This window comes from Bradyrhizobium lablabi, from assembly GCF_900141755.1.
GTDB lineage: Bacteria > Pseudomonadota > Alphaproteobacteria > Rhizobiales > Xanthobacteraceae > Bradyrhizobium > Bradyrhizobium lablabi_A.
The window spans coordinates 7,799,489-7,819,607 of record NZ_LT670844.1 but is presented as its reverse complement, the minus strand read 5'-3'; the positions used below and the strand labels follow the sequence as shown (position 1 = coordinate 7,819,607).

At 62.7% G+C, this 20,119-nt stretch carries 17 protein-coding genes; 6 read left to right on the top strand and 11 right to left on the bottom strand.

The window, feature by feature from the left end:
- Nucleotides 1-5 precede the first annotated feature (5 nt).
- From mfd to B5526_RS39655, 6 genes are all read right to left on the bottom strand, one after another.
- Nucleotides 6-3,524, bottom strand: a complete 3,519-nt coding sequence (gene mfd / locus B5526_RS36750; RefSeq protein ID WP_079544496.1) for a transcription-repair coupling factor — start codon at nucleotides 3,522-3,524, stop codon at nucleotides 6-8.
- The gene (locus B5526_RS36745) at nucleotides 3,521-3,808 is read right to left on the bottom strand and encodes a succinate dehydrogenase assembly factor 2 (RefSeq protein WP_079544495.1); all 288 of its coding nucleotides are present in this window, start codon (nucleotides 3,806-3,808) and stop codon (nucleotides 3,521-3,523) included. The genes mfd and B5526_RS36745 overlap by 4 nt, the downstream gene beginning before the upstream one ends.
- A gap of 965 nt (nucleotides 3,809-4,773) precedes the next feature.
- Nucleotides 4,774-6,030, bottom strand: a complete 1,257-nt coding sequence (locus B5526_RS36735) for an adenylate/guanylate cyclase domain-containing protein (protein WP_079544493.1) — start codon at nucleotides 6,028-6,030, stop codon at nucleotides 4,774-4,776.
- A 222-nt stretch (nucleotides 6,031-6,252) separates the two neighbouring features.
- Entirely contained in the window at nucleotides 6,253-6,543 is a 291-nt protein-coding gene (locus tag B5526_RS36730) for a hypothetical protein (protein ID WP_079544492.1), read from the bottom strand.
- 137 nt (nucleotides 6,544-6,680) lie between these two features.
- A complete protein-coding gene (locus tag B5526_RS36725) occupies nucleotides 6,681-7,202 on the bottom strand; it encodes a GrpB family protein (RefSeq protein WP_079544491.1) in 522 nt (173 codons plus the stop codon).
- 113 nt (nucleotides 7,203-7,315) lie between these two features.
- Nucleotides 7,316-8,047, bottom strand: a complete 732-nt coding sequence (locus B5526_RS39655) for a toxin-antitoxin system TumE family protein (RefSeq protein WP_349642757.1) — start codon at nucleotides 8,045-8,047, stop codon at nucleotides 7,316-7,318.
- A gap of 164 nt (nucleotides 8,048-8,211) precedes the next feature.
- Between B5526_RS39655 and recG the strand changes: the two genes are divergently transcribed.
- The 3 genes from recG to B5526_RS36700 all read left to right on the top strand — a co-directional run bounded on the left by recG (nucleotide 8,212) and on the right by B5526_RS36700 (nucleotide 11,346).
- On the top strand, nucleotides 8,212-10,320 hold the full coding sequence (recG, locus tag B5526_RS36710) for an ATP-dependent DNA helicase RecG (protein ID WP_079544489.1): 2,109 nt from the start codon (nucleotides 8,212-8,214) through the stop codon (nucleotides 10,318-10,320).
- 154 nt (nucleotides 10,321-10,474) lie between these two features.
- A complete protein-coding gene (locus tag B5526_RS36705) occupies nucleotides 10,475-10,762 on the top strand; it encodes a GIY-YIG nuclease family protein (RefSeq protein WP_079544488.1) in 288 nt (95 codons plus the stop codon).
- A gap of 296 nt (nucleotides 10,763-11,058) precedes the next feature.
- The gene (locus B5526_RS36700; protein WP_079544487.1) at nucleotides 11,059-11,346 is read left to right on the top strand and encodes a GIY-YIG nuclease family protein; all 288 of its coding nucleotides are present in this window, start codon (nucleotides 11,059-11,061) and stop codon (nucleotides 11,344-11,346) included.
- A gap of 122 nt (nucleotides 11,347-11,468) precedes the next feature.
- On the opposite strand, the gene B5526_RS36695 is transcribed toward B5526_RS36700, so the two are convergent.
- From B5526_RS36695 to glmS, 3 genes are all read right to left on the bottom strand, one after another.
- The gene (locus B5526_RS36695; protein ID WP_079544486.1) at nucleotides 11,469-11,912 is read right to left on the bottom strand and encodes a rhodanese-like domain-containing protein; all 444 of its coding nucleotides are present in this window, start codon (nucleotides 11,910-11,912) and stop codon (nucleotides 11,469-11,471) included.
- A gap of 16 nt (nucleotides 11,913-11,928) precedes the next feature.
- The gene (locus B5526_RS36690) at nucleotides 11,929-12,699 is read right to left on the bottom strand and encodes a DUF502 domain-containing protein (protein ID WP_079544485.1); all 771 of its coding nucleotides are present in this window, start codon (nucleotides 12,697-12,699) and stop codon (nucleotides 11,929-11,931) included.
- A gap of 135 nt (nucleotides 12,700-12,834) precedes the next feature.
- Nucleotides 12,835-14,661, bottom strand: a complete 1,827-nt coding sequence (gene glmS / locus B5526_RS36685; RefSeq protein WP_079544484.1) for a glutamine--fructose-6-phosphate transaminase (isomerizing) — start codon at nucleotides 14,659-14,661, stop codon at nucleotides 12,835-12,837.
- A 225-nt stretch (nucleotides 14,662-14,886) separates the two neighbouring features.
- Here glmS and B5526_RS36680 point away from each other — a divergent pair, with 225 nt between their 5' ends.
- Nucleotides 14,887-15,117: a hypothetical protein gene (locus B5526_RS36680; protein ID WP_079544483.1), complete on the top strand. Its 231-nt coding sequence runs from the start codon at nucleotides 14,887-14,889 to the stop codon at nucleotides 15,115-15,117.
- A gap of 1 nt (nucleotide 15,118) precedes the next feature.
- Here the strand turns inward: B5526_RS36680 and glmU are convergent, their stop codons facing one another.
- On the bottom strand, nucleotides 15,119-16,474 hold the full coding sequence (gene glmU, locus B5526_RS36675; protein ID WP_079544482.1) for a bifunctional UDP-N-acetylglucosamine diphosphorylase/glucosamine-1-phosphate N-acetyltransferase GlmU: 1,356 nt from the start codon (nucleotides 16,472-16,474) through the stop codon (nucleotides 15,119-15,121).
- Between the two features lie 190 nt (nucleotides 16,475-16,664).
- On the opposite strand from glmU, the gene B5526_RS36670 reads away from it, so the two are divergent.
- Entirely contained in the window at nucleotides 16,665-17,888 is a 1,224-nt protein-coding gene (locus B5526_RS36670; RefSeq protein ID WP_079544481.1) for a hypothetical protein, read from the top strand.
- 218 nt (nucleotides 17,889-18,106) lie between these two features.
- A complete protein-coding gene (locus B5526_RS36665) occupies nucleotides 18,107-18,487 on the top strand; it encodes a hypothetical protein (RefSeq protein ID WP_079544480.1) in 381 nt (126 codons plus the stop codon).
- Here B5526_RS36665 and B5526_RS36660 read toward each other — a convergent pair.
- Nucleotides 18,447-20,063 (bottom strand): beta-(1-6) glucans synthase, encoded by a 1,617-nt coding sequence (locus B5526_RS36660; RefSeq protein WP_079544479.1) that lies wholly within the window; start codon nucleotides 20,061-20,063, stop codon nucleotides 18,447-18,449. The genes B5526_RS36665 and B5526_RS36660 overlap by 41 nt on opposite strands.
- Nucleotides 20,064-20,119 lie beyond the last annotated feature (56 nt).

Genomic DNA, 20,119 nt, shown 5'->3' with positions numbered 1-20,119 from the left:
CTCACTCATGCCGCCTTGCGGTCCTCGGCGAGGCTGGCGAGCTGGCGCAGGATTTCGGTGGTGCCGGCGAGCCGCTCCTCCGGCGTTTCCCAATCCTGGAAGAACACCACCTTCATATCCGGCCGCACCCGCGCCGCCTGGCCGTGCTGGCGGATGAAATAGACCAGACGATCGGGCTGCGCGAACTTGTTGTCGCGGAAGGTGATCACCGCGCCCTTCGGCCCGGCATCGACCTTCTCGACATTGGCCCTTCTGCAATAGCCCTTGATGGCGGCGACCTTGAAGAGATAGCGCACTTCGTCCGGCAATACGCCAAATCGGTCGCGCAGTTCAGCGGCGAAATTGTCGATCTCTTCGTCGGTGTCGAGATCGGCCAGCCGCCGGTACAGCGACAGCCGCACCGCGAGGTCGGCGACATATTCTTCCGGAATCAAGACGGGCATCCCGACGGTGATCTGCGGCGACCAGCGATCGGCCGCAGGTTCAGCGACGCCGGCCTTGAGGTTGAGGATCGCCTCCTCCAGCATCGACTGGTAAAGCTCGAAGCCGACTTCCTTGATATGCCCGGATTGCTCCTCGCCGAGCAGATTGCCGGCGCCGCGGATATCGAGATCGTGCGAGGCGAGCTGAAATCCGGCACCTAACGTTTCCAGCGATTGCAGCACTTTTAGGCGCCGCTCGGCCTGGGCTGTGATCTTCTGCTGCGCCGGCAGCGTGAACAGCGCGTAGGCCCGCAGCTTTGAGCGCCCGACGCGGCCACGCAACTGATAAAGCTGCGCCAGCCCGAACATATCGGCACGGTGCACGATCAGCGTGTTGGCGGTCGGGATATCGAGGCCGGACTCGATGATGGTGGTCGAGAGCAGGATGTCATATTTGCCGTCATAGAACGCCGACATGATGTCCTCGATGACCGTCGGCGCCATCTGGCCATGGGCGACCGCGACCTTCATCTCCGGCACGTTCTTGTCGAGAAAATCTTTTACCCCGGCAAGATCTTCGATCCGCGGCACCACGTAAAACGCTTGTCCGCCGCGATAGCGCTCGCGGAGCAGCGCCTCGCGGATCATCAGCGGATCGTGCGGCGCCACAAAAGTGCGAACCGCGAGCCGATCGACCGGCGGCGAAGCAATGATCGAGAGATCGCGCACCCCCGTCAGCGCCAGTTGCAGCGTGCGCGGGATCGGCGTGGCGCTCAGCGTCAGCACATGCACCTGGGCGCGAAGCTGTTTTAGGCGCTCCTTGTGGCTGACGCCAAAATGCTGCTCCTCGTCGACGATCAGAAGGCCGAGGTCCCTGAATTTGATGGATTTGCCGAGCAGCGCGTGGGTGCCGACCACGATATCGACGTTTCCGTCGGCGAGGTTCTTCTTGACCTGCGACAATTCCTTCGGCGCGACCAGCCGCGAGGCTTGGGCGACATTGACGGGAAAACCGCGGAACCGCTCGGCAAAGGTCTTGTTATGCTGGCGGGCCAACAGTGTGGTCGGCACCACCACCGCGACCTGCTTGCCGTCAAGCGCGACTGCAAAGGCCGCGCGCAGCGCCACCTCGGTCTTGCCAAAGCCGACGTCGCCGCAGATCAGCCGGTCCATCGGCCGGCCGCTTTCCAGATCCTTCAACGTCGATTGGATGGCGCCGAGCTGGTCCTCGGTCTCCTCATAGGGGAAGCGCGCGCAGAACTCGTCATAGACATGCGGCTGCACCGGCATTTTCGGCGCTTCGTGCAAATGCCGCTCGGCCGCGATCTTGATCAGTTCGCCGGCAATCTCGCGGATGCGATTCTTGAGTTTTGCTTTCCGCGTCTGCCAGCCGCTGCCGCCCAATCTATCCAGCTCGACGTTGGCGTGGTCGGAGCCGTAGCGCGACAGCAGTTCGATATTTTCAACGGGCAAAAACAGTTTGGTGTCGGCGGCGTAATGCAGTTCCAGGCAATCATGCGGTGCGCCGGATACCTCGAGCGTCTGCAACCCGACAAAGCGGCCGATGCCGTGCTCGACATGCACCACGAGATCACCGGCAGTCAGGCTCGTGACCTCGGAGATGAAATTGTCGAGCTTGCGGCTCGCTTTGCGCGGGCGCACCAGGCGGTCGCCGAGGATATCCTGTTCGCTGATGACGGCGACATCGTCGGTCTCGAAGCCGGATTCCATGCCAAGCACCGCCAGCATGGCCTCGTTGCGCGGGGTTGCCAGCACCGTGCGCCAGGTGTTGACGCTGGTGAGGTGTGTGAGCTTGTGATCCCGCAGCATGCTGCTCATGCGGTCGCGCGAGCCTTCGCTCCACAGCGCGATCACGACCTTCTTGCGTTGCGCATGCAGCGCGCCGACATGGGCGACGACGGATTCGAATACGTTGACGGCGGTATCGGCGCGTTCCGGCGCAAAATTGCGTCCCTGGCGCGCGCGGGCATCCACCGTGTTGGCGCTGCCTTCGGGAACCGCGAACGGCGTCAGCCGCGCCAGCGCCGCCTCGTCCAGCCGTTTGCTCCACTCATCCTCGGTCAGATAGAGCCGGTCGGGCGGCAAGGGTTTGTACACCGCGCCGCCGCCGGGATGCTCCAGCGCCTCGCGCCGCGCGTCGTAATAGTCAATGATCTGCTTGAACCGCTCGCGCGCGGCATCCTCGCCTTGCGGCTCGATCGCAAGCGGCGCGTCGCCGAGATAGTCGAACAGCGTGTCCATCCTGTCCTGGAACAGCGGCAGCCAATGCTCCATGCCGGGATGGCGACGGCCTTCGCTGACGGCCTCATACAGGGGATCGTCGCGCTCCGGCGCCCCGAAGGCTGCGACATAGCCCATGCGGAACCGGCGGATGGTCTCGGTGACCAGTTGAAACTCCGAGATCGGAACCAGGTCGAGCGAGCGCATGTCCAAAAGCGTGCGCTGGGTCTCTGCGTCGAAGGAGCGGATCGATTCGAGGCTGTCGCCAAAAAAGTCAAAACGGACGGGCTGGTCGAGGCCGGCCGGAAACAAATCAAGAATGCCGCCGCGCACGGCATATTCGCCGGGCTCGCGCACCGTGGAGGAACGGTTGTAGCCGTTGTGCTCGAGCCACGCGACGATCGAGTCCATCGGCACGACATGGCCGGGCGCGACCGACAGCGCCTGCGCGGCGATCATCTCGCGCGCCGGCACCCGCTGCACGATGGCATTGACCGTGGTCAGCACGATCAGCGGCTTGTCGCTGCCCTGCAGGCGCGCCAATCGCGCCAATGTGGTCAGCCGTTGCGCCAAAATGCCGCCATGCGGCGACACCCGGTCATAGGGCTGGCAGTCCCAGGCCGGGAACTGCAGCACCGGCAAGTCGGGAGCAAAGAATTCCAGCGCGCGGGCGAGCTGTTGCATGCGCGCGCCGTCGCGGCAAACCACGGCGAGACTGACGGCAGGCCTCTTTGGCCGCGCCGCGATCGCGCGGGCCAGATCAGAGACGACCAGGCCTTCGGCGCCCTCGGCGACATTGGCAAAGGTCAACGCGCCGCCGGGCGCGAGCAATTCGGCGGGCGATCGGGTGGGCGCTTTCATGCCTCGTGGTCCACGCGAAACGACTTGATGCGGTCAAAAAGAGCGCTGGCATATTCGCCTGCGAGCGCCTTGCCATCGGTCAACGCGGCATAAAGATCGGGGTCGGGCACCTCGATCAGGCGCTCGAGCTGCGCCAGTTCGTCATCCCTGAGGCTTGCGATCTCGGCGTCGGCAAAACGGCCGAGAATCAGGTCCATTTCGCGGGTGCCGCGATGCCAGCAGCGAAACAATAGCCGCTTGCGGCGGTCATCAAGGCCGCCGCTCGATCGTGTCGATCCCGTCATTGTCCCATTCCGTCCAAACGCCAAAAGCCCGGACGTGCCGGGCGGGGTTGATATAGCGATGAGGAGAGCGGATGTCAGCACCTCTCTGGCGCGAATTATCGGCGATGTTGCATGGGTACCGTCCCCGGACACAGCTTCGCGATCTCGCCGCATGTTTTGCGCGAGATTTGCTGGAATTTTCCCGCCCTCTGAATGAGAGGGCGCAGGGAAAGCCGGGCGCCCGATGCGCCCGATAGCCGCGTGTGCAATGGTAGTGGTAGAACGCACACGCGTTAGTCAGGTCACACCGGAATCACCCGGCCTTCCCCGCGCAATGGTTTTAACGGTTTCCTGCGCGCTCTCCCCGGCGACCGGGCTTTCTTGCCACCGTCGCCCCTGAGAAGCTTGCTTCTCAAGAACTTGACGCCAGCGTCGGGGCGTCAGGACCACACGCCTTCTCCGTCCGCTTAGGCGCTGTTCGTCAAAAGCGCCGCCGCGTCCACCGCATCCCGCCGCCGACGTCCGTGACGATCGCGAAACGCCCCTCGAAAGGAGGCGGGACGGCAGGCATATACAACTGATTTGGGTCAGGCGGCAAGCGATATTTCTGAAAATCCGAAAATTGCCAGATTACCGTTGATGCGAAATGGCGTCGCCGCCCGATGTCCGGCTCCGGGCCTGCTTCGCACCACATGTTGCCATCCGGTCGTGAATGAGCCTGAACGGACGGCGGCCTGAGCCAACATTCGAAGCGATGTTTGCCGTTTCCCGCTCGCCGCCGGTTCGAAAAGCGCTAGTATTTAAGGATTGTAAAATGCGTGGTCCTTATGGGGGGCACACGCGGTCGACGAGTCTCTTGTTGTCACAAATGCGAAGTGCCCTGCATCGAGCAATGTCCGCTATCAGCGGGCAACCCGGAATGCATCTGCTCGCACTGAGTTTTTCTCAGTTTGACCCAACTCGGAAGTCGGCCAGTGTTGGAACGCTTAGGTGGCCTTCCTTCCTAGCACGTGCCAGACCTCCAGTTGATCGCCCCCCTTCACTTTGATTGTACCCTTGGCCTCGCAGACGAATTCATCCTTGATCAATCGAAAGGTATTGCGAGTGATTTGGATGGACTGACTTTGTCCCTGCGATTCCATACGACTTGCGATGTTCACAGCATCACCCCAGAGGTCATAGATAAATTTCTTGCGGCCGATGACGCCGGCCACCACCGGACCGGAATTGATACCGATGCGAAACGCGAGCTCCCGATCGCCGAACTTGCGTTCGGTTACCGCCGCCCGCATATCGAGGGCTAAATTCACGATCACCCTGGCGTGATCGGGGCATGATCGCGGTACCCCGGCAGCAACCATGTAGCAGTCGCCGATCGTCTTGATCTTCTCAAGATCGTATTTCTCAACCAGATCGTCGAAACATTGAAAGACTTCGTTGAGAAGATCGACCAAGCGCATTGGCGTCATAGTCGCCGCCATGGGCGTGAATTCCACGACATCGGCAAACAGGATGCTTGCATCCTGATATTGAGCCGCGATCGGTTGCTGTTTGGCTTTGAGCGCCTCCGAGATTTCCTTTGGCAGGATATTGAGCAGCAGCATCTCGGAACGTTCCTGAAAGAAGTTCCGCTGAACGACGAAGTAGTAGAGGAGCGTGAAGGCTATTGCGATCACCGCGCCGACATTGAGCACGAAAAACCAGGTCACGAACGTTTCGGACAAGCCGACGGGAACCAGATAGGGCTGCAGGATCGCGCTCACGATCAGAAGGGAGACGAACCCAAGGACCCAAAACACTGTTTGGCGCAAGTCCTCGAGCAGAAGTGCTGCGAGCGGGCACAATGCAGCCCATATGATCACCACGCTCGAGTTCTTGAATCCGCCGAGGCTCATCATCAGTAGCCATGGAAGGATCAGAAATATTAGAAGCTGGATGAAGCGGTAGACAACGAGATTTCGAGTCCACGCAAAGACTGCTGTATTGATCGGGGCGATGATCGTATACAAGCCCGGGATGGCGGCAGAGAGCGGTGCGCCAGCGGCGAAGTAGATTACGCTCCACAGAAATGTCAAAGGCAAGAGTCCGACCGAAAGCGAAACGATAAGGCGTTTTTGGAGCGCTCGTTCGGTGGTATCGGTTGGAGCGGCGCCAATGCGGCCTGCTTGCGCAACAAGGCGTTGGCAAACCGAAGAAATCCACCGCACCCGCCCGGCACTCTCAGATGAATTCTGCGGCATCATCAGAACTCTCGATTGAGCTCGTGTCGTTCCTGCCGGCTTGATGCAACTGACTATGCGCGCTCTCAGTAACTCAACGTCTTTCACGCGCCCGACCGGCTCGGCGCCGCTTCCATTTTGCCGCAACGGCGCTGCAGCGCACAAGTCCGTTGTTGGGGCACTTTTCGGACCTGACTCGACGTCCGACTTGAGTCCGGAATGCGCACCAAAGCGGACGTCCGCCGACTACTCGGAATCTTGTCTGGGGATGGACGGGGCAGTTTCTTCGTCTGTATCCCAGCTCGCGACCCATACCTTGACACTGTTCAGCGGAGCCGCCGTGCGGCTGTTGAGGAATTCGTCGAGCCGACGCCGGTCCTCTGCGAAATCCGGACCCGCCAGATCGACAACCGAATCGAGCAGCGCCACAGCCTCGGCGAGAACGGCCGCGACATCCTGCCCGCGCTCAGCCGCCATTTCGGTCAGGCGTGCGTCGGTGCTGGCATCGATTTCCACGGTACGGCGAACAATGTTCATCGCGTAAAGCTAGTTCCGGCAACTCGGTCTGTCGAGGGAGCGATAACGATACACTGCCCTGGGCGTAGCGAGCTGGCCTCCGTAATAGCGCGCCGACGCAACACGCTACGCCATTGCGCCCTACGGGCTCATCTGGGCTACGCTCGCTTGATTGCTTTCCGCATCACAGTTTCGACGTAGGCAGATTTGGCGTCGGTATAAGCCTCGCGATCCGTCTGATGTTCGGCGGCAAGTCGTCTCTTGAGCCGCTCGTAAGTCGTAGCTTCCTCTGGATGAGCGCGCAAATAGTCCCTGAACGCCAACCGCTGCCACATCTCTCCATGCGGCTCCGTCACATGAACATGGTGGGAGCGCCTTGATCCGAAGGGGGGCATGCCTTTAACGAAGAACATTCGATCCTTCTTCGGATTATCGGCCCAATAGACATAATCAAGATTTCGAAGGGCTTCGACAAAAGTGGCTTGCGCGTCCGCCAATGATTGGACCGCAATCAGTATATCTATGATGGGCTTGGCCGATAAGCCGGGAACAGCCGTGCTTCCGAAATGCTCGAGTCCCACTATTAGAGACGGATCGAGTACTGCCCGCAATCGTTTGGCCTCTTCGTCGAACAATACCGGCCAGCGCGGATCATAGTTGACGATCTCGACATCATCCATATCCTTGGCTCCATGACCCAGTCCGCTTAGGCATCATCATCAGCAACTAACGGCCTGTGCTCTTGGAGCTACCGAGGACGGGGCGGCTCCATCCCCCAGCTAGAGCTGTGACTTTATCCCGCCTTCCGCGGCCGAGTAAGCGGCAGGTCGAGTTCGACCCGGTCATGTGTGACCTTGGGCGTGATCCGTCCCCGCTCGCCACGTTCCAGCCGCACCAACCCGTAGCCCGCCATCGTCTTCAACGTCCGCGAGAGGTTCGACTTCGCCTTGCCGGTGATCCGCGACAGTTCATCGATCGAGGCCGGCGCCTGTTCCGCGATCACCCTTAAGAGGTCGCGATTGCCCGCCGAGAGAACTTTGGCGAAGGATTCGGTCGAGGTAAACCACACCTTTGGTTCGCCGGGCGCAATGCGCCGCTCGCCGCGTGCGACCGCCATCGTGCGGGCTTTCATCTCCCCATAGGTAGCGATACCCACTTTCAGAGTCGTCATGGCATTACTCCCTTCTCGCGCAACACGGTGTCCACCAAGGTCCAGAAATCGCGCAATAGCGTCGCCGCGTCCCGATAGTCGTAAGCCTTGATTGTCCGTTAGACGATGTCGATGGTCTTGCGCCTCTCCGCGCTTCTGACGCGCCACCGGATGGGCGTTGTCGAAGCCTACCAGTCGCTCGCCATTCGGCCCGTGCAGCGTCAGCGAATAGTCCAGGCCGTGCGGCTTCTCCACCGACGCCGGCACCTGCGTCACGACGAAGCGGACCCAGTGGCCGCCTTCCGGATCGACAACGAGCACCTGCCCATCAAGGTCGAGCAGCACATCCAGGGAAGGGTCGCGCGGCTCCGTCACATCCGATGGTTATCAGACTGAAGCAACCAAATCAAGAAAAATGGCTGGATGGCGGACGCGTCGGCTCAATTCATCCAACGGGCTTGGCTTTCTTTGGAAAAAAAGCCGTGGATGCGCGGCATAAAGCCGGGCATGACGAGCATGAACGGTCTTAGGCTTTGGTGATGCGCCCTGCTCTGCTCAATCCACTGTTTGCGCCGGTCACGAGCCTTGCCGGCGTCGGGCCGAAGCAGGACAAATTGTTCCGCTATCTGCTCGGCCGGGACGACACGCCGCGGCTGGTGGATTTGCTATTCCATCTGCCGGCGAGCGTGATCGATCGCCGCGCGCGCCCAAAGGTCCGCGAGATCGTGCCTGGAACCGTGGTGACGATCGAAGTGACCGTCGACCGGCATCGGCCGACGCCGCCGCGCAACCCGCGCGCGCCGCATCTGGTCTATGTCAGCGACGAGACCGGCGACGTGGTGCTGACTTATTTCCGCGCCCAGCCGGGCTATGTCGAAAAACTGCTACCGGTCGGCTCCAAGCGTTACGTCTCCGGCACGGCGCAGATCTACGACGGCATGCTGCAGATCACCCATCCCGACCGCGTCGTCGATGAAGCCGGCTTTGCAAAACTGTCGGGCATCGATCCGGTTTACCCGCTGACCGAAGGCCTGGCGGTGGGCTCAGTGCGGCGCGCGGTGGCGCAGGCGTTGCAAAAACTCCCCGAGCTTCCGGAATGGATCAGCCCGGCAGTGATCCGCCGCTGCAAGTTTCCAAAGGTCGCCGAAGCGCTGCAGCGGGTGCACGTGCCGGTCGAATTGACGGACATCCTGCCCGACGGTCCGTTCTGGTCGCGGCTCGCCTTCGACGAGTTGCTGGCCGGCCAATTAGCACTGGCGCTGGTGCGCGCGCAGTTGCGAAGGCCCGCGGGCGACCGCCATGCCGGCGACGGTCATCTCCGCAGCAAGATCATCGACGCCCTGCCCTATGCGCTGACGGCTTCGCAACGCCAGGCCACCGCCGCGATCGCGGACGATCTGCGTCAACCGATCCGCATGTTGCGGCTTTTGCAGGGCGACGTCGGTTCGGGCAAGACCGTGGTGGCGCTGTTGGCAGCCGCTGCCGTCACCGAAGTCGGCAAGCAGGCCGCGCTGATGGCGCCGACCGAAATTTTGGCGCGCCAGCACATCAAGACCATTGCGCCGCTGGCCGAACGCGCGGGCCTGCGGATCGCCATCCTCACCGGGCGAGAAAAGGGCAGGGAGCGGCGCGATATTTTGGCGCGCCTCGAAGCCGGCGAGATCGATCTCCTGGTCGGCACCCACGCCCTGATCCAGGACGACGTGGTGTTCAAGGCGCTGGCGCTCGCAGTCGTCGACGAACAGCATCGCTTTGGCGTGCGCGAGCGCTTGGCGCTGACGGCAAAAGGCGAAGCCGTCGACGTGCTGGTGCTGAGCGCGACGCCGATCCCGCGCACGCTGGTGCTGACTTACTTCGGCGACATGGACGTTTCGGAGCTGCGCGAAAAACCGGCGGGACGGCAGCCGATCGATACCCGCGCGATGCCGAACAGCCGGCTCAACGAAGTGATCGATGGCGTCGGCCGCGCGCTGTCCGCCGGCAAGCGGGTTTACTGGATCTGTCCGCTGGTCGAGGAATCCGAAGCCGAGGGGATCGAACACCTCACCAATGCGACGCAGCGCTTTGAGAGCCTGCAGGAGCGCTTTGGGGACCGCGTCGGTCTCGTGCACGGCCAGATGCGCGGCGCCGAGAAGGATCGCGTGATGGCGCAGTTCGCCGCCGGCGAGATCGGGCTATTGGTGGCGACCACCGTGGTCGAGGTCGGCGTCGACGTTCCCGCCGCAACCATCATGGTGATCGAGAATGCCGAGCGCTTTGGGCTAGCGCAATTGCACCAGCTGCGCGGCCGGATCGGGCGCGGCGCGGAAGCCTCGACGTGTCTGCTGCTCTACAAGGAGCCGCTCAACGACATGTCCAAGGCGCGGCTGAAAGTCATCCGGGAAACCACCGACGGCTTTCGGATTGCCGAAGAGGACCTAAGACTGCGCGGCGAAGGCGACGTGCTCGGCATCCGGCAAAGCGGCCTGCCCGGCTATCGCATCGCGCGCTCCGAGGTGCACGGCCAGCTCATCACCCAGGCCCGCGACGAAGCGCTGCGCATCATGAAGGACAATCCGAAGCTCGAAGGCGAACGCGGCGAGGCATTGCGCTGCCTGCTCTATCTGTTCGAGCGGGACGAGGCGCTGCCGTTGCTGGGGGCGGGGTGAGGCTCCCTCCCCGTCATTGCGCTCCTCCGCCGTCATTGCGAGCGAAGCGAAGCAATCCATTGCCGCCGCAGGAAAGAAAGGATGGATTGCTTCGTCGCAAGTGCTCCTCGCAATGACGTGGTAAGACTTCATCCAAACGGTTGGAGGAAAGCCGGTGAAACAGCCCTGCGTCTACATCGTGGCAAGCCGGCGTCACGGGACCCTCTACACCGGGGTCACGGCCAACCTGCCGCGACGCGCGTACGAGCACCGTGAGGGGCTGGTGAAGGGTTTCTCCACGAGATACGGCTGCAAGGTATTGGTCTGGTACGAGCTCCACGAAACCGTGCTCGAAGCGATCACACGAGAAAAGCAGATCAAGGCAGGCAGCCGCGCGAAGAAATTGGCTTTGATCGAGGCGCTAAATCCCGATTGGAAGGACCTCTATGACTCGCTGGCGTGAAGCGGGCCAAAGCTCCCTCCCCGTCATTGCGAGCGCAGCGAAGCAATCCATCTTGCCGCGGAAAGAAAGCGTGGATTGCTTCGTCGCAAGTGCTCCTCGCAATGACGGGGTATCGTGTTGGCAGATGGTCGCCCTCTTCGTCATTGCGAGCCAACGGGTCGCGCGAATGCGCGCCCGATGACAGGCTCCGCGAAGCAATCCGTGGCGGCCGCGGAAAGAAAGCGTGGATTGCTTCGTCGCAAGAGCTCCTCGCAATGACGTGGTAGGACTTCATCCATGCGGTTGGAGGAAAACTGATGAAGCAGCCCTGCGTCTACATCGTGGCAAGCCGGCGTCACGGGACCCTCTACACTGGTGTCACGTCAAACCTGCCAAAGCGTGCCTACGAGCACCGTGAAGGGCTGGTAAAGGGCTTCTCAGCCAAATACGGCTGCAAGGTATTGGTCTGGTACGAGCTCCACGAAACCATGCTCGAAGCGATCACACGAGAAAAGCAGATCAAGGCAGGCAGCCGCGCGAAGAAACTGGCGCTAATCGAAGTGCTAAATCCCGAATGGAAGGATCTCTACGAATCGCTGGCGTGAAGCGGGCCACAGCTCCCTCCCCGTCATTGCGAGGGCAGCGAAGCAATCCATCTTGCCGCGGAAAGAAAGCGTGGATTGCTTCGTCGCAAGAGCTCCTCGCAATGACGGGGAGACAGCGGATGCTAGGCGCGCTGTCCCTGCGACTGCGACGACGCCTTGCTAATGCTGGGGGCGAGGTAAGGCTCGAGCGGAAAGCCTGCCCGCTGCCATCCGCGGCAGCCGCCCTGAATGACGGATACGTCTGCAAAACCCATTTCCAGCAAAGCCTGTGCCGAGAGCGTGGCCTTTCCGCCGCCGCCGCAGGTGAGTATGATTTTCTGATCACGATCCTCAAGCGCGGGATCGCGGCGTTCTTCTTCGCTATCGGCTTTGATTTCGAGTTCGCCGCGCGTGATGTTGCGGGCGCCCGGTATCGTTCCGCGCTCGCGGAGCTGCCATTCCTCGCCGACATCGATGAGTGTGACGCCGCCGCGGTCGAGCAGCCGCCTGGCTTCATCGGGAGAGATCATCGCCACATGCTGGCGGGCGTCGTGCACGCGTTCGCGGAAGGTCTTTCCCTTGCGCATTTCGCGTCCCCTTGCCCTACTCCACCTTCACCGGCTCGGGCTGCAGCGAGGCCGCATTCGCGACGCGGGCGGCGTTGGCCATTCCGGCCAGTGCTGCGACCTTCTTTTGCTGGTCGGAGCCGGGCTGCACCACGCCGCAGGACATGATCAGGGTCGCGGCATCTTCGGCGCTCATCTCGACTTCGATGATCTTGCTCTTCGGCACATAGAAGAAAAAACCCGTCGTCGGGTTCGGCGCGCAGGGCAGGAACACCGAAATGTGTTCCTCCTGGCCGGGAAGCGTGTTCGCGATTTCCGCGCTCGGCACCTGCGAGATCAGCACGATCGACCACATCCCCGGCGAGGGAAATTCGACCAGGCCGACGCGACGGAAGCTCGAACCCCCTGAGAACAGGGTCTCGAACACCTGCTTCAAGCCGCGATAGATCGCGCGCACCGCCGGAATCCGGCCGAGAATTCTTTCGCCGAGATCGACCAGCGTCCGCCCGATCAAATTGGCGGTGAGGAAGCCTAACAGCGTCAGCGCGATCACGGCAACGATGAGTCCGGAACCCGGCAGCCCGAACGGCAGATACGTTTCCGGCCGATAGGCCATGGGAACGAAGGGCCGGACCAGGCTGTCGACCCAATTCACGAACCACCAGGTCAGATAGAACGTGATCGCGATCGGGCCCGCGACCACGAGGCCGGTCAGAAAATAGTTCCGGAAACGGGCCATGAAGCCGCGCGGCGCTTCCGGCGGGAGTTCGGCCGGCGGCACGGTCGGTGGCAGGTCGTCGCGATTCATTGGGGTTCGGGTTCCAGGTCGGTCGAAGCGGCCATCTAGGGATGTCAACGCAGTCAGCTAGTCAGCTAGGGTGTTCTAGCAGATTTTTGAAGACCTGAATTTGCGAAGCAGGCACGACGAAGGTCTTGACTCGGCCTATTCGACGGTCACCGATTTCGCGAGGTTGCGCGGCTGGTCGACGTCGGTGCCCATGATCACGGCGGTATGATAGGCCAGAAGCTGCACCGGAACGGCATAGACCATCGGTGTGAAGGTCGCGGCCATGTCGGGCAGCACGATGGTCACCAGGGACTCGATGGTCGCCTCCGCCGCGCCCTTGGCGTCGGTCATCAGGATGATGCCGCCGCCGCGCGCCGCGACCTCCTGCATGTTGGAGACGGTTTTTTCGAACACCCGGTCGAACGGCGCGATCACCACGACCGGCATGTTCTCGTCGATCAGCGCGATCGGCCCATGCTTGAGTTCGCCCGCGGCATAGCCTTCGGCGTGGATGTAGGAGATTTCCTTCAGTTTTAGCGCGCCTTCCAGCGCCAGCGGATAGCTGGTGCCGCGGCCGAGATAGAGCACGTCTTTTGACTTCGCGATGTCGCGGGCGAGCTTTTCGATCTGCGGCTCGGTCGCAAGCGCTGCCGCCATCAGGCGTGGAATTTCGATCAGCCCACGCACCAATTTGGCTTCATCGGCATCGGACAACTCGCCGCGCGCCTTGCCGGCGGCGACCGCGAGCGCGGCCAATACCATCAATTGACAGGTAAAAGCCTTGGTCGAGGCGACGCCGATTTCCGGGCCGGCGAGCGTCGGCAGCACGGTCTCGCTCTCGCGGGCAATGGTCGAGGTCGGCACGTTGACCACCGACAGCGTGTGCAGCCCCTGCGATTTCGCGTAACGAAGGGCCGCCAGCGTATCGGCGGTCTCGCCGGATTGCGAAATGAAGATCGCGAGATCGCCCTTGCGCAGCGGCGCCTCGCGATAGCGGAATTCGGAAGCGACATCGAGCTCGACCGGCATGCGAGAAAGCCGCTCGAACCAGTATTTGGCGATATAGCCGGCGTAGCTTGCGGTGCCGCAGGCCGTGATCGAAATCCGCTGGATGGCGCCAAAATCGAACGGCAGCTTTGCCGGCAGCGCCACCTTCTCGGTCGCCATATCGACATAGCGCGCCAGCGTGTGGCCGACCACTTCCGGCTGCTCGTGAATCTCCTTGGCCATGAAGTGGCGATAATTGGCCTTGTCGACCAAAAACGACGACGCGCCGGATTTCAGCACTTCGCGGTTCACCACCGCGCCGTGGGCGTCATAGATCACGCCGACTTCGCGGGTCAGCACCACCCAGTCGCCGTCCTCGAGATAGCTGATAGTGTCGGTGAAGGGCGCCAGCGCAATCGCGTCCGAGCCGAGATACATCTCGCCGTCGCCATGGCCGATCGCCAGCGGCGAGCCCCTGCGGGCGCCGATCATGAGATCGCCGTGGCCCCGGAACAGAAATGCCAGCGCGAACGCGCCGCGCAATTGCGGCAGCGAGGCCTTCACCGCCTCCTGCGGCGAAGCGCCCTTCAGCAGATAAGAGTTGACCAGATGCGCCACCGTTTCGGTGTCCGTTTCGCTGGCGAATTTCGCGCCCTCCTTTTCCAGCATCTTCCGCAACTCGCGAAAGTTCTCGATGATGCCGTTGTGCACCACCGCGACATTGTCGGTCGCATGCGGATGCGCGTTGCTTTCCGTCGGCTTGCCGTGCGTGGCCCAGCGGGTGTGGCCGATGCCGGTATGGCCCGCGAGCGGCTCCGACTTCAACCGCGTCTCGAGGTTCTTCAGCTTCCCCTCGGCGCGGCGGCGTTCGAGACGGTCGCCTTCCAGCGTCGCGACGCCGGCGGAATCGTAGCCGCGATACTCAAGGCGCTTGAGCGAATCCACGATCTGATCGGCGACCGGACCGCGTCCCAAAATGCCGACAATGCCGCACATGCGGATCAATATCCCCAAATCGCCGAAAGATGGTCCAAACCGCGCAAGCCTCACTTAACGAAAACAGCAGATGTTGAGATACTCAATAATTATTGCCGATTGAAACAGCGTTAAGCCGAAAGCTTAACAGAGGGAGCTGTAGAACCGATCGTAGCACGAACCCGTCGCCGATTAACCGGAGAACAACGCATTTCTCGAAGGATTGAGTGATACGGAGGCAAGCCCGTGGCAGACACGCGCAACCATTCGCCGGGCGACCGAGGTCTCGCTTCGCTGCACTTGCAGCCCAGCGAGACCGAAGGCACCCACCTCGCCCACCGGCCGCCGCCGCACCGCGGCCAAGAGGCAAAACCGGTGTTCGTCAAGCACAGGCCGGGCGAACCCGCCAAACGCGCCAAGCCCCGCGGCTGGCGTCTGACGCGCGCGATCTTCTCCGAATTTGCCGACGACGAGTAGATCAGGCTTTCGGCGTCTTCGCCTTCGTCTTCATCTCGCGAATACGCTTCGCCCCGCCCTCGCGGTTGACCTGCTGGTTGCGCTCGACCGCCAGCGCATCGTCGGGCACGTCCTTGGTGATTACCGACCCCGAGCCGATATAGGCCCCGTTGCCGATTTTTACCGGCGCCACCAGCGACGAATTGGTGCCCACAAACGCGCCGGCGCCGATCTCTGTCTTGTGCTTGGAAAAACCGTCGTAATTGCAGGTGATGGTGCCGGCGCCGATGTTGGTGTCGGCACCGACATAGGCGTCGCCGATGTAAGAGAGGTGGTTGACCTTGACGCCGGCCTCCAGGATCGCGGCTTTTGTCTCCACGAAATTGCCGATCCTGGCGCCGTCGCCGAGCGAGGTTCCCGGCCGCAACCGCGCATAAGGACCGACGGAGGCGTTGCTGCCGATCGAGGCCTGCACGATGTGCGAAAACGAATGGATCACCGCGCCGTCTGATATCGTGACGCCGGGGCCGATCACGACGAACGGCTCGATGGTGACGTCGCTGCCGAATTTTGTATCGGCGGCGAGGAAAACCGTCTCCGGTGCGATCAAGGTCACGCCGGCGTCCAGCGCCGCCTTGCGCAGGCGCGCCTGCATGACCGCTTCGGCTTCGGCGAGTTGGGCCTTGGTGTTGATGCCGCGCACTTCATCCTCGCTGGTTTCGATCACGACCGCCTCCAATCCCATGTTCCTGACAACGGCAACCGCGTCGACCAGATAGTACTCGCGCTTGGAGTTGGCATTGCCGATTTTTTCGATGATTTCGAGCGCCCGCTTGCCGTCGAACGCCATGATCCCGGCATTGCAGAGTGTGATGGCGCGCTGCGCCGGCGTGGCGTCGGCGTGCTCGCGGATATCAACGAGGTGGCCGCCCTCGACGATGAGCCGGCCGTAACCGCTGGGATCTTTGGCGTGAAAGCCGAGCACCGCAAGCGCCGCGCCGCTTTGCAAGGGCGCGCGCAGGCGCGCAAAGGTCGCAGCCGAGATCAGCGGCGTGTCGCCGAACACGACCAGGAGGTCGTCGGCGCCGCGCGCGATCGCCTCGCGGGCGGCGAGCACGGCATGCGCGGTGCCCAGGCGCTCGCGCTGAATGTAGATCACAGCCTCGGGGCGGATTTTCTTGGCCTCCTCCGCTACCGCCTCGTGGCCGGGTCCAACGACGACGGCGATGGCCGTGCCGGCGCCCTTCGGGGCGGCCGCGAGCACATGCGCCAGCAGCGATTGGCCGGCCAGCGGATGCAGCACTTTTGGCAGCACTGATCGCATGCGCGTGCCCTCGCCGGCCGCGAGCACGATCGTGAGGCTGGATCGAACGGTCATCCCTGTCCTTGCATCAGAAGCCCTGCATCGGCGGGGCATGTTGCGCCGCCGCCGTCATAAAGCGTTTGCATCGGAACGGAAACCTGATTCGCACACCCACAAGTGGTCCGGAATTCCGGATCAGGGCGGATTTCCTGTTAATGTTTGCTGTGTGATTCGGATAAGGCCCGAGGGGGGCCGGAAGCGTCGTATGGCAAAGAATCCCGACCAATTGGCCGGCAGTTTTGAGACCGAGAATACCGGCGGGGTGCTGTCTGGATTGTTGGCCGAGGAGGACGTTTTCGACCGGCATACGCTGTGGCGGCTCGGCTCATGGGGCGTTGCCTCGGTCGGCGCGATCGTGATCGCGCTCTACGCCAACCAGTCCGGAATCGGATGGCGGCGCGAACAGATCGCCGCCGCCGACCTGGCGCGCCAGGCGCAGCAGATCCAGTTGGTCGCCAAGGAAAGCCAGAACGAAACGCGGCGGCTGGCATCCGCCATCGATACCCTCAACAGCGATCGCGACCGGCTCTACTCCCGCGTCACGGTCCTCGAACAGGGACTGGAAACGGTAACCGGCGCGATGGCGCGGCAGGCCGCCTCGGCGCCGGCCGCGCCCGCTTCTCCCACAACCGCAGACGCGCAACAGGCGGCGCAAACTCCGCCGCCGGCTCCCGCCGTGTCCCCGGTTGCAACCATGCCTGCCGCGATACCCGAAAGGCCGCGCGCGGACGCTGCCCCGCAGCCAGTCCCGGCGGCGAGCGTCGCCTCCGCAGGCCCAACCGCGGCAAATCCGCCGGCGGCACCGCCGGCAACGCCGATGGTGGCGACAAAATCGATCATGGCGCCGCCCGATGCGGCGGCGTCGAAACTGATCGAACCGGAAAAGCCGGCCAAAGTCACAGTGGCGCCGATGCCGGAGGTGGCGGCGTCCACGCCGGCTGCCGACGATTTCGGGACGGATGCCCCCGATGCGGCGCCGGCCAAGATCGCGGTGCTGCGCACCGAATTTGGCGTCGATGTCGGGGGTGCGAATTCGGTCAGCGGCTTGCGCGCGCTGTGGCGGGGACTCTTGAAATCGCGTGCGAATGCCGCGTTGACGACATTGCGCCCGATCATCGTGATCCGGGAGGGCTCGACCGGGCTCGGCATGCAGCTGCGGCTGGTGGCCGGCCCGCTCGACGACGCCGCGGCGGCGGCGAAAATCTGCGCCGGCCTGATCGAACACGAGCGCGATTGCGAGACCGCCGTGTTCGACGGCCAAAGCCTTGCCATGAAGGCCGAGGAGCCGGCGGCCAGCTCATCCAAGCCTGCGCCGCCGGCGCCGAAGCCGGTCGCCCGCAGGCACAGTTCAAAGCGTGTCGTCATCGACGATCCGCCGAAAAAGCCCGACCCGCCCTCGACGCTGTCGTCGCTGTTTGGTAGGAAGTAGCGCTAAAAGCAACGTAGTTTCAGTACGTTAAGTCTAGACCTTGATCCAGAGTCTAACCCCATCGTCATTGCGAGGAGCGAAGCGACGAAGCAATCCATCGTTCCGCGGGTAGATGGATTGCTTCGCTTCGCTCGCAATGACGGTTGGAACTGGGGCTCGCCCACAATGACGGCTGAGACAGGGTTGTCCCGCCCCGCATTCCCGACCATATTCCCGCGATGAAAAAAACTCCGTTTCGGCTGTCGCCCTACCAGGTGCAATGGCTCTTGATCGTCGGCTTTGTCACCGTCGGTTATGCGCTTTATCTGCGCTATCTCGCGATCGAGCTCTCGACCGTGGCGCTGGCCTGCGATGCCGGCCTGCAGACCATGCTGTGCAAGACCCGCTTACTCGCAACATCCCTGTTTCGCAATTCGGTGTTCGGCGCGGTCGCGCTCATCATCGCGACCCTTCACCTGATCCGGCCCTCGATCGTGCTCTTGACCGGCGGGCTGATCGCCGCTGGCCTGGGGATCGTGCTCTACAATGTCGGCCTCTCCGGCCTTGCGATCGGGCTGCTTATTTTAGGATTTGCACGGCCCGCGCCCGCCACAGCGTGAGCGCGAGCAGGCCATAGACCGCGCAGGTCCACAGCGATTGCCAATTGTTGCCGCCCTCATTGAACCCTGTGTAAATCGCCGACCCCGCCAAAAGCCCGGCAAATACCGCTTCCGCGATCGGGCGCACACCGTCCTGCGGACGGTTGAGCAGCATTAGCGTCGAGAACGGCACCACCGCCATGGTCAGCGCGGCAAACGGAAAATCCTGATATCGCGGGTCGAACACGAAGCCGAGCGCGGTCTTGGCACCGACCAGGGTAGTCACGACAAGCGCGATCGCCAGCAGCATGGTCAGGATCGACCGCGGCCGGTCGTCACGCGGTCCTAGCAGGTCCAGAAAGGTCGGCAGCGGGCGTCCCGACATCAGCGCATTGGCACACAGCAACGGCGAGGCGATCGCGGCCGAAAACAGCGCGCCCCATAACAGCCAGCCGCCCACGCCGTAGCTTTCATAGACCAATTTGTCGGCGGCGACCCCGAGCAGGATTCCGCCCGTGGTCGCCGACGTTCCGACCGCGATCCAGGAGGCGAGCCGCGGCTTCCATGGCCGGCGCCGCAGCGTCAGCCAGGCCGCAGTGAACACCAGGAAGCTGAGCGCCATGCCGCAGCCCATCTGCCACTTCCACAGCGGAAAATTGCTGATGTCCACGCCGGGCGGGTATTTCACCGCGCGCCGCACGGAATCGAACAGGCCCCAATAGCCGCCGACGGTGCCCTCGAGCTCGCGCTTCCAGGGCTGGTCATAGGCTTCGATCAGGTTGACGCGGAAATTTTCCTTCTTGGCGAGATCGAGGATTTCGGAGACGACGCGGGCCTGATTGGTCCGCGACGGCAGCGCACCGTCGCGCATCCGCCCCTGGCTCGGCCATCCGGTCTCCCCGATCAGGATTTCCTTGCCGGGAAAGGCGACCGCCATCTGCTTGCGGATGGCGTCGACGTGGGCGGTGGCATATTTGGCACGGACCGGAACGTCTTCCCAATAGGGCAGGATGTGGATCGTCACGAAATCCACCGCGTCATAGACTTCCCGGTTGCGCAGCCAATATTCCCAGACATCGGCATAGGTGACGGGAACGGAAACCTGCGATTTGACCGAGCGGATGGTGGCGGCGAGGTCGTTGGTCGTCATCTCGCCGCGCAGCAGCACCTCGTTGCCGACCACCAGCGCGGTGATCACGCCGGGGTTTTCCTTGGTCAGCCGCACCGCGGTTGAAATCTGCGTCAGGTTCTTGAGCCGGTTGCTGCCGAGCCATATTCCCTGGAGGACCTTCAGCCCGACTTTGCCGGCAAGCGCGGGAACCTGGTCGAGACCGTTTTCGATCGAATAGGTCCGGACGCAGTCGGTGACTTTGGCAAGCTGCGCCAGGTCCTCGGCGATCTGCTCCGCCGAAACGTGCGTGGTCGGCTGCAGGGGCGTCTGGGTGTCGCGGAACGGCGCATAGGACACGCACAACAGCTTGGCGTTGGGGTCGATCGGTGCGCGCGGCAGCGAGATCGGCGTGGCCAGCCACCACCACACGGCTCCAATCGCACTCAGGGATATGAGTAGAAGCGCCAGTGGCGTACGAAGAGAAATCGGTTCCGTCCTCCGGGAAGGGCCCGTCGATTAGCCGGTCAGGTGCCGTCTGCCAA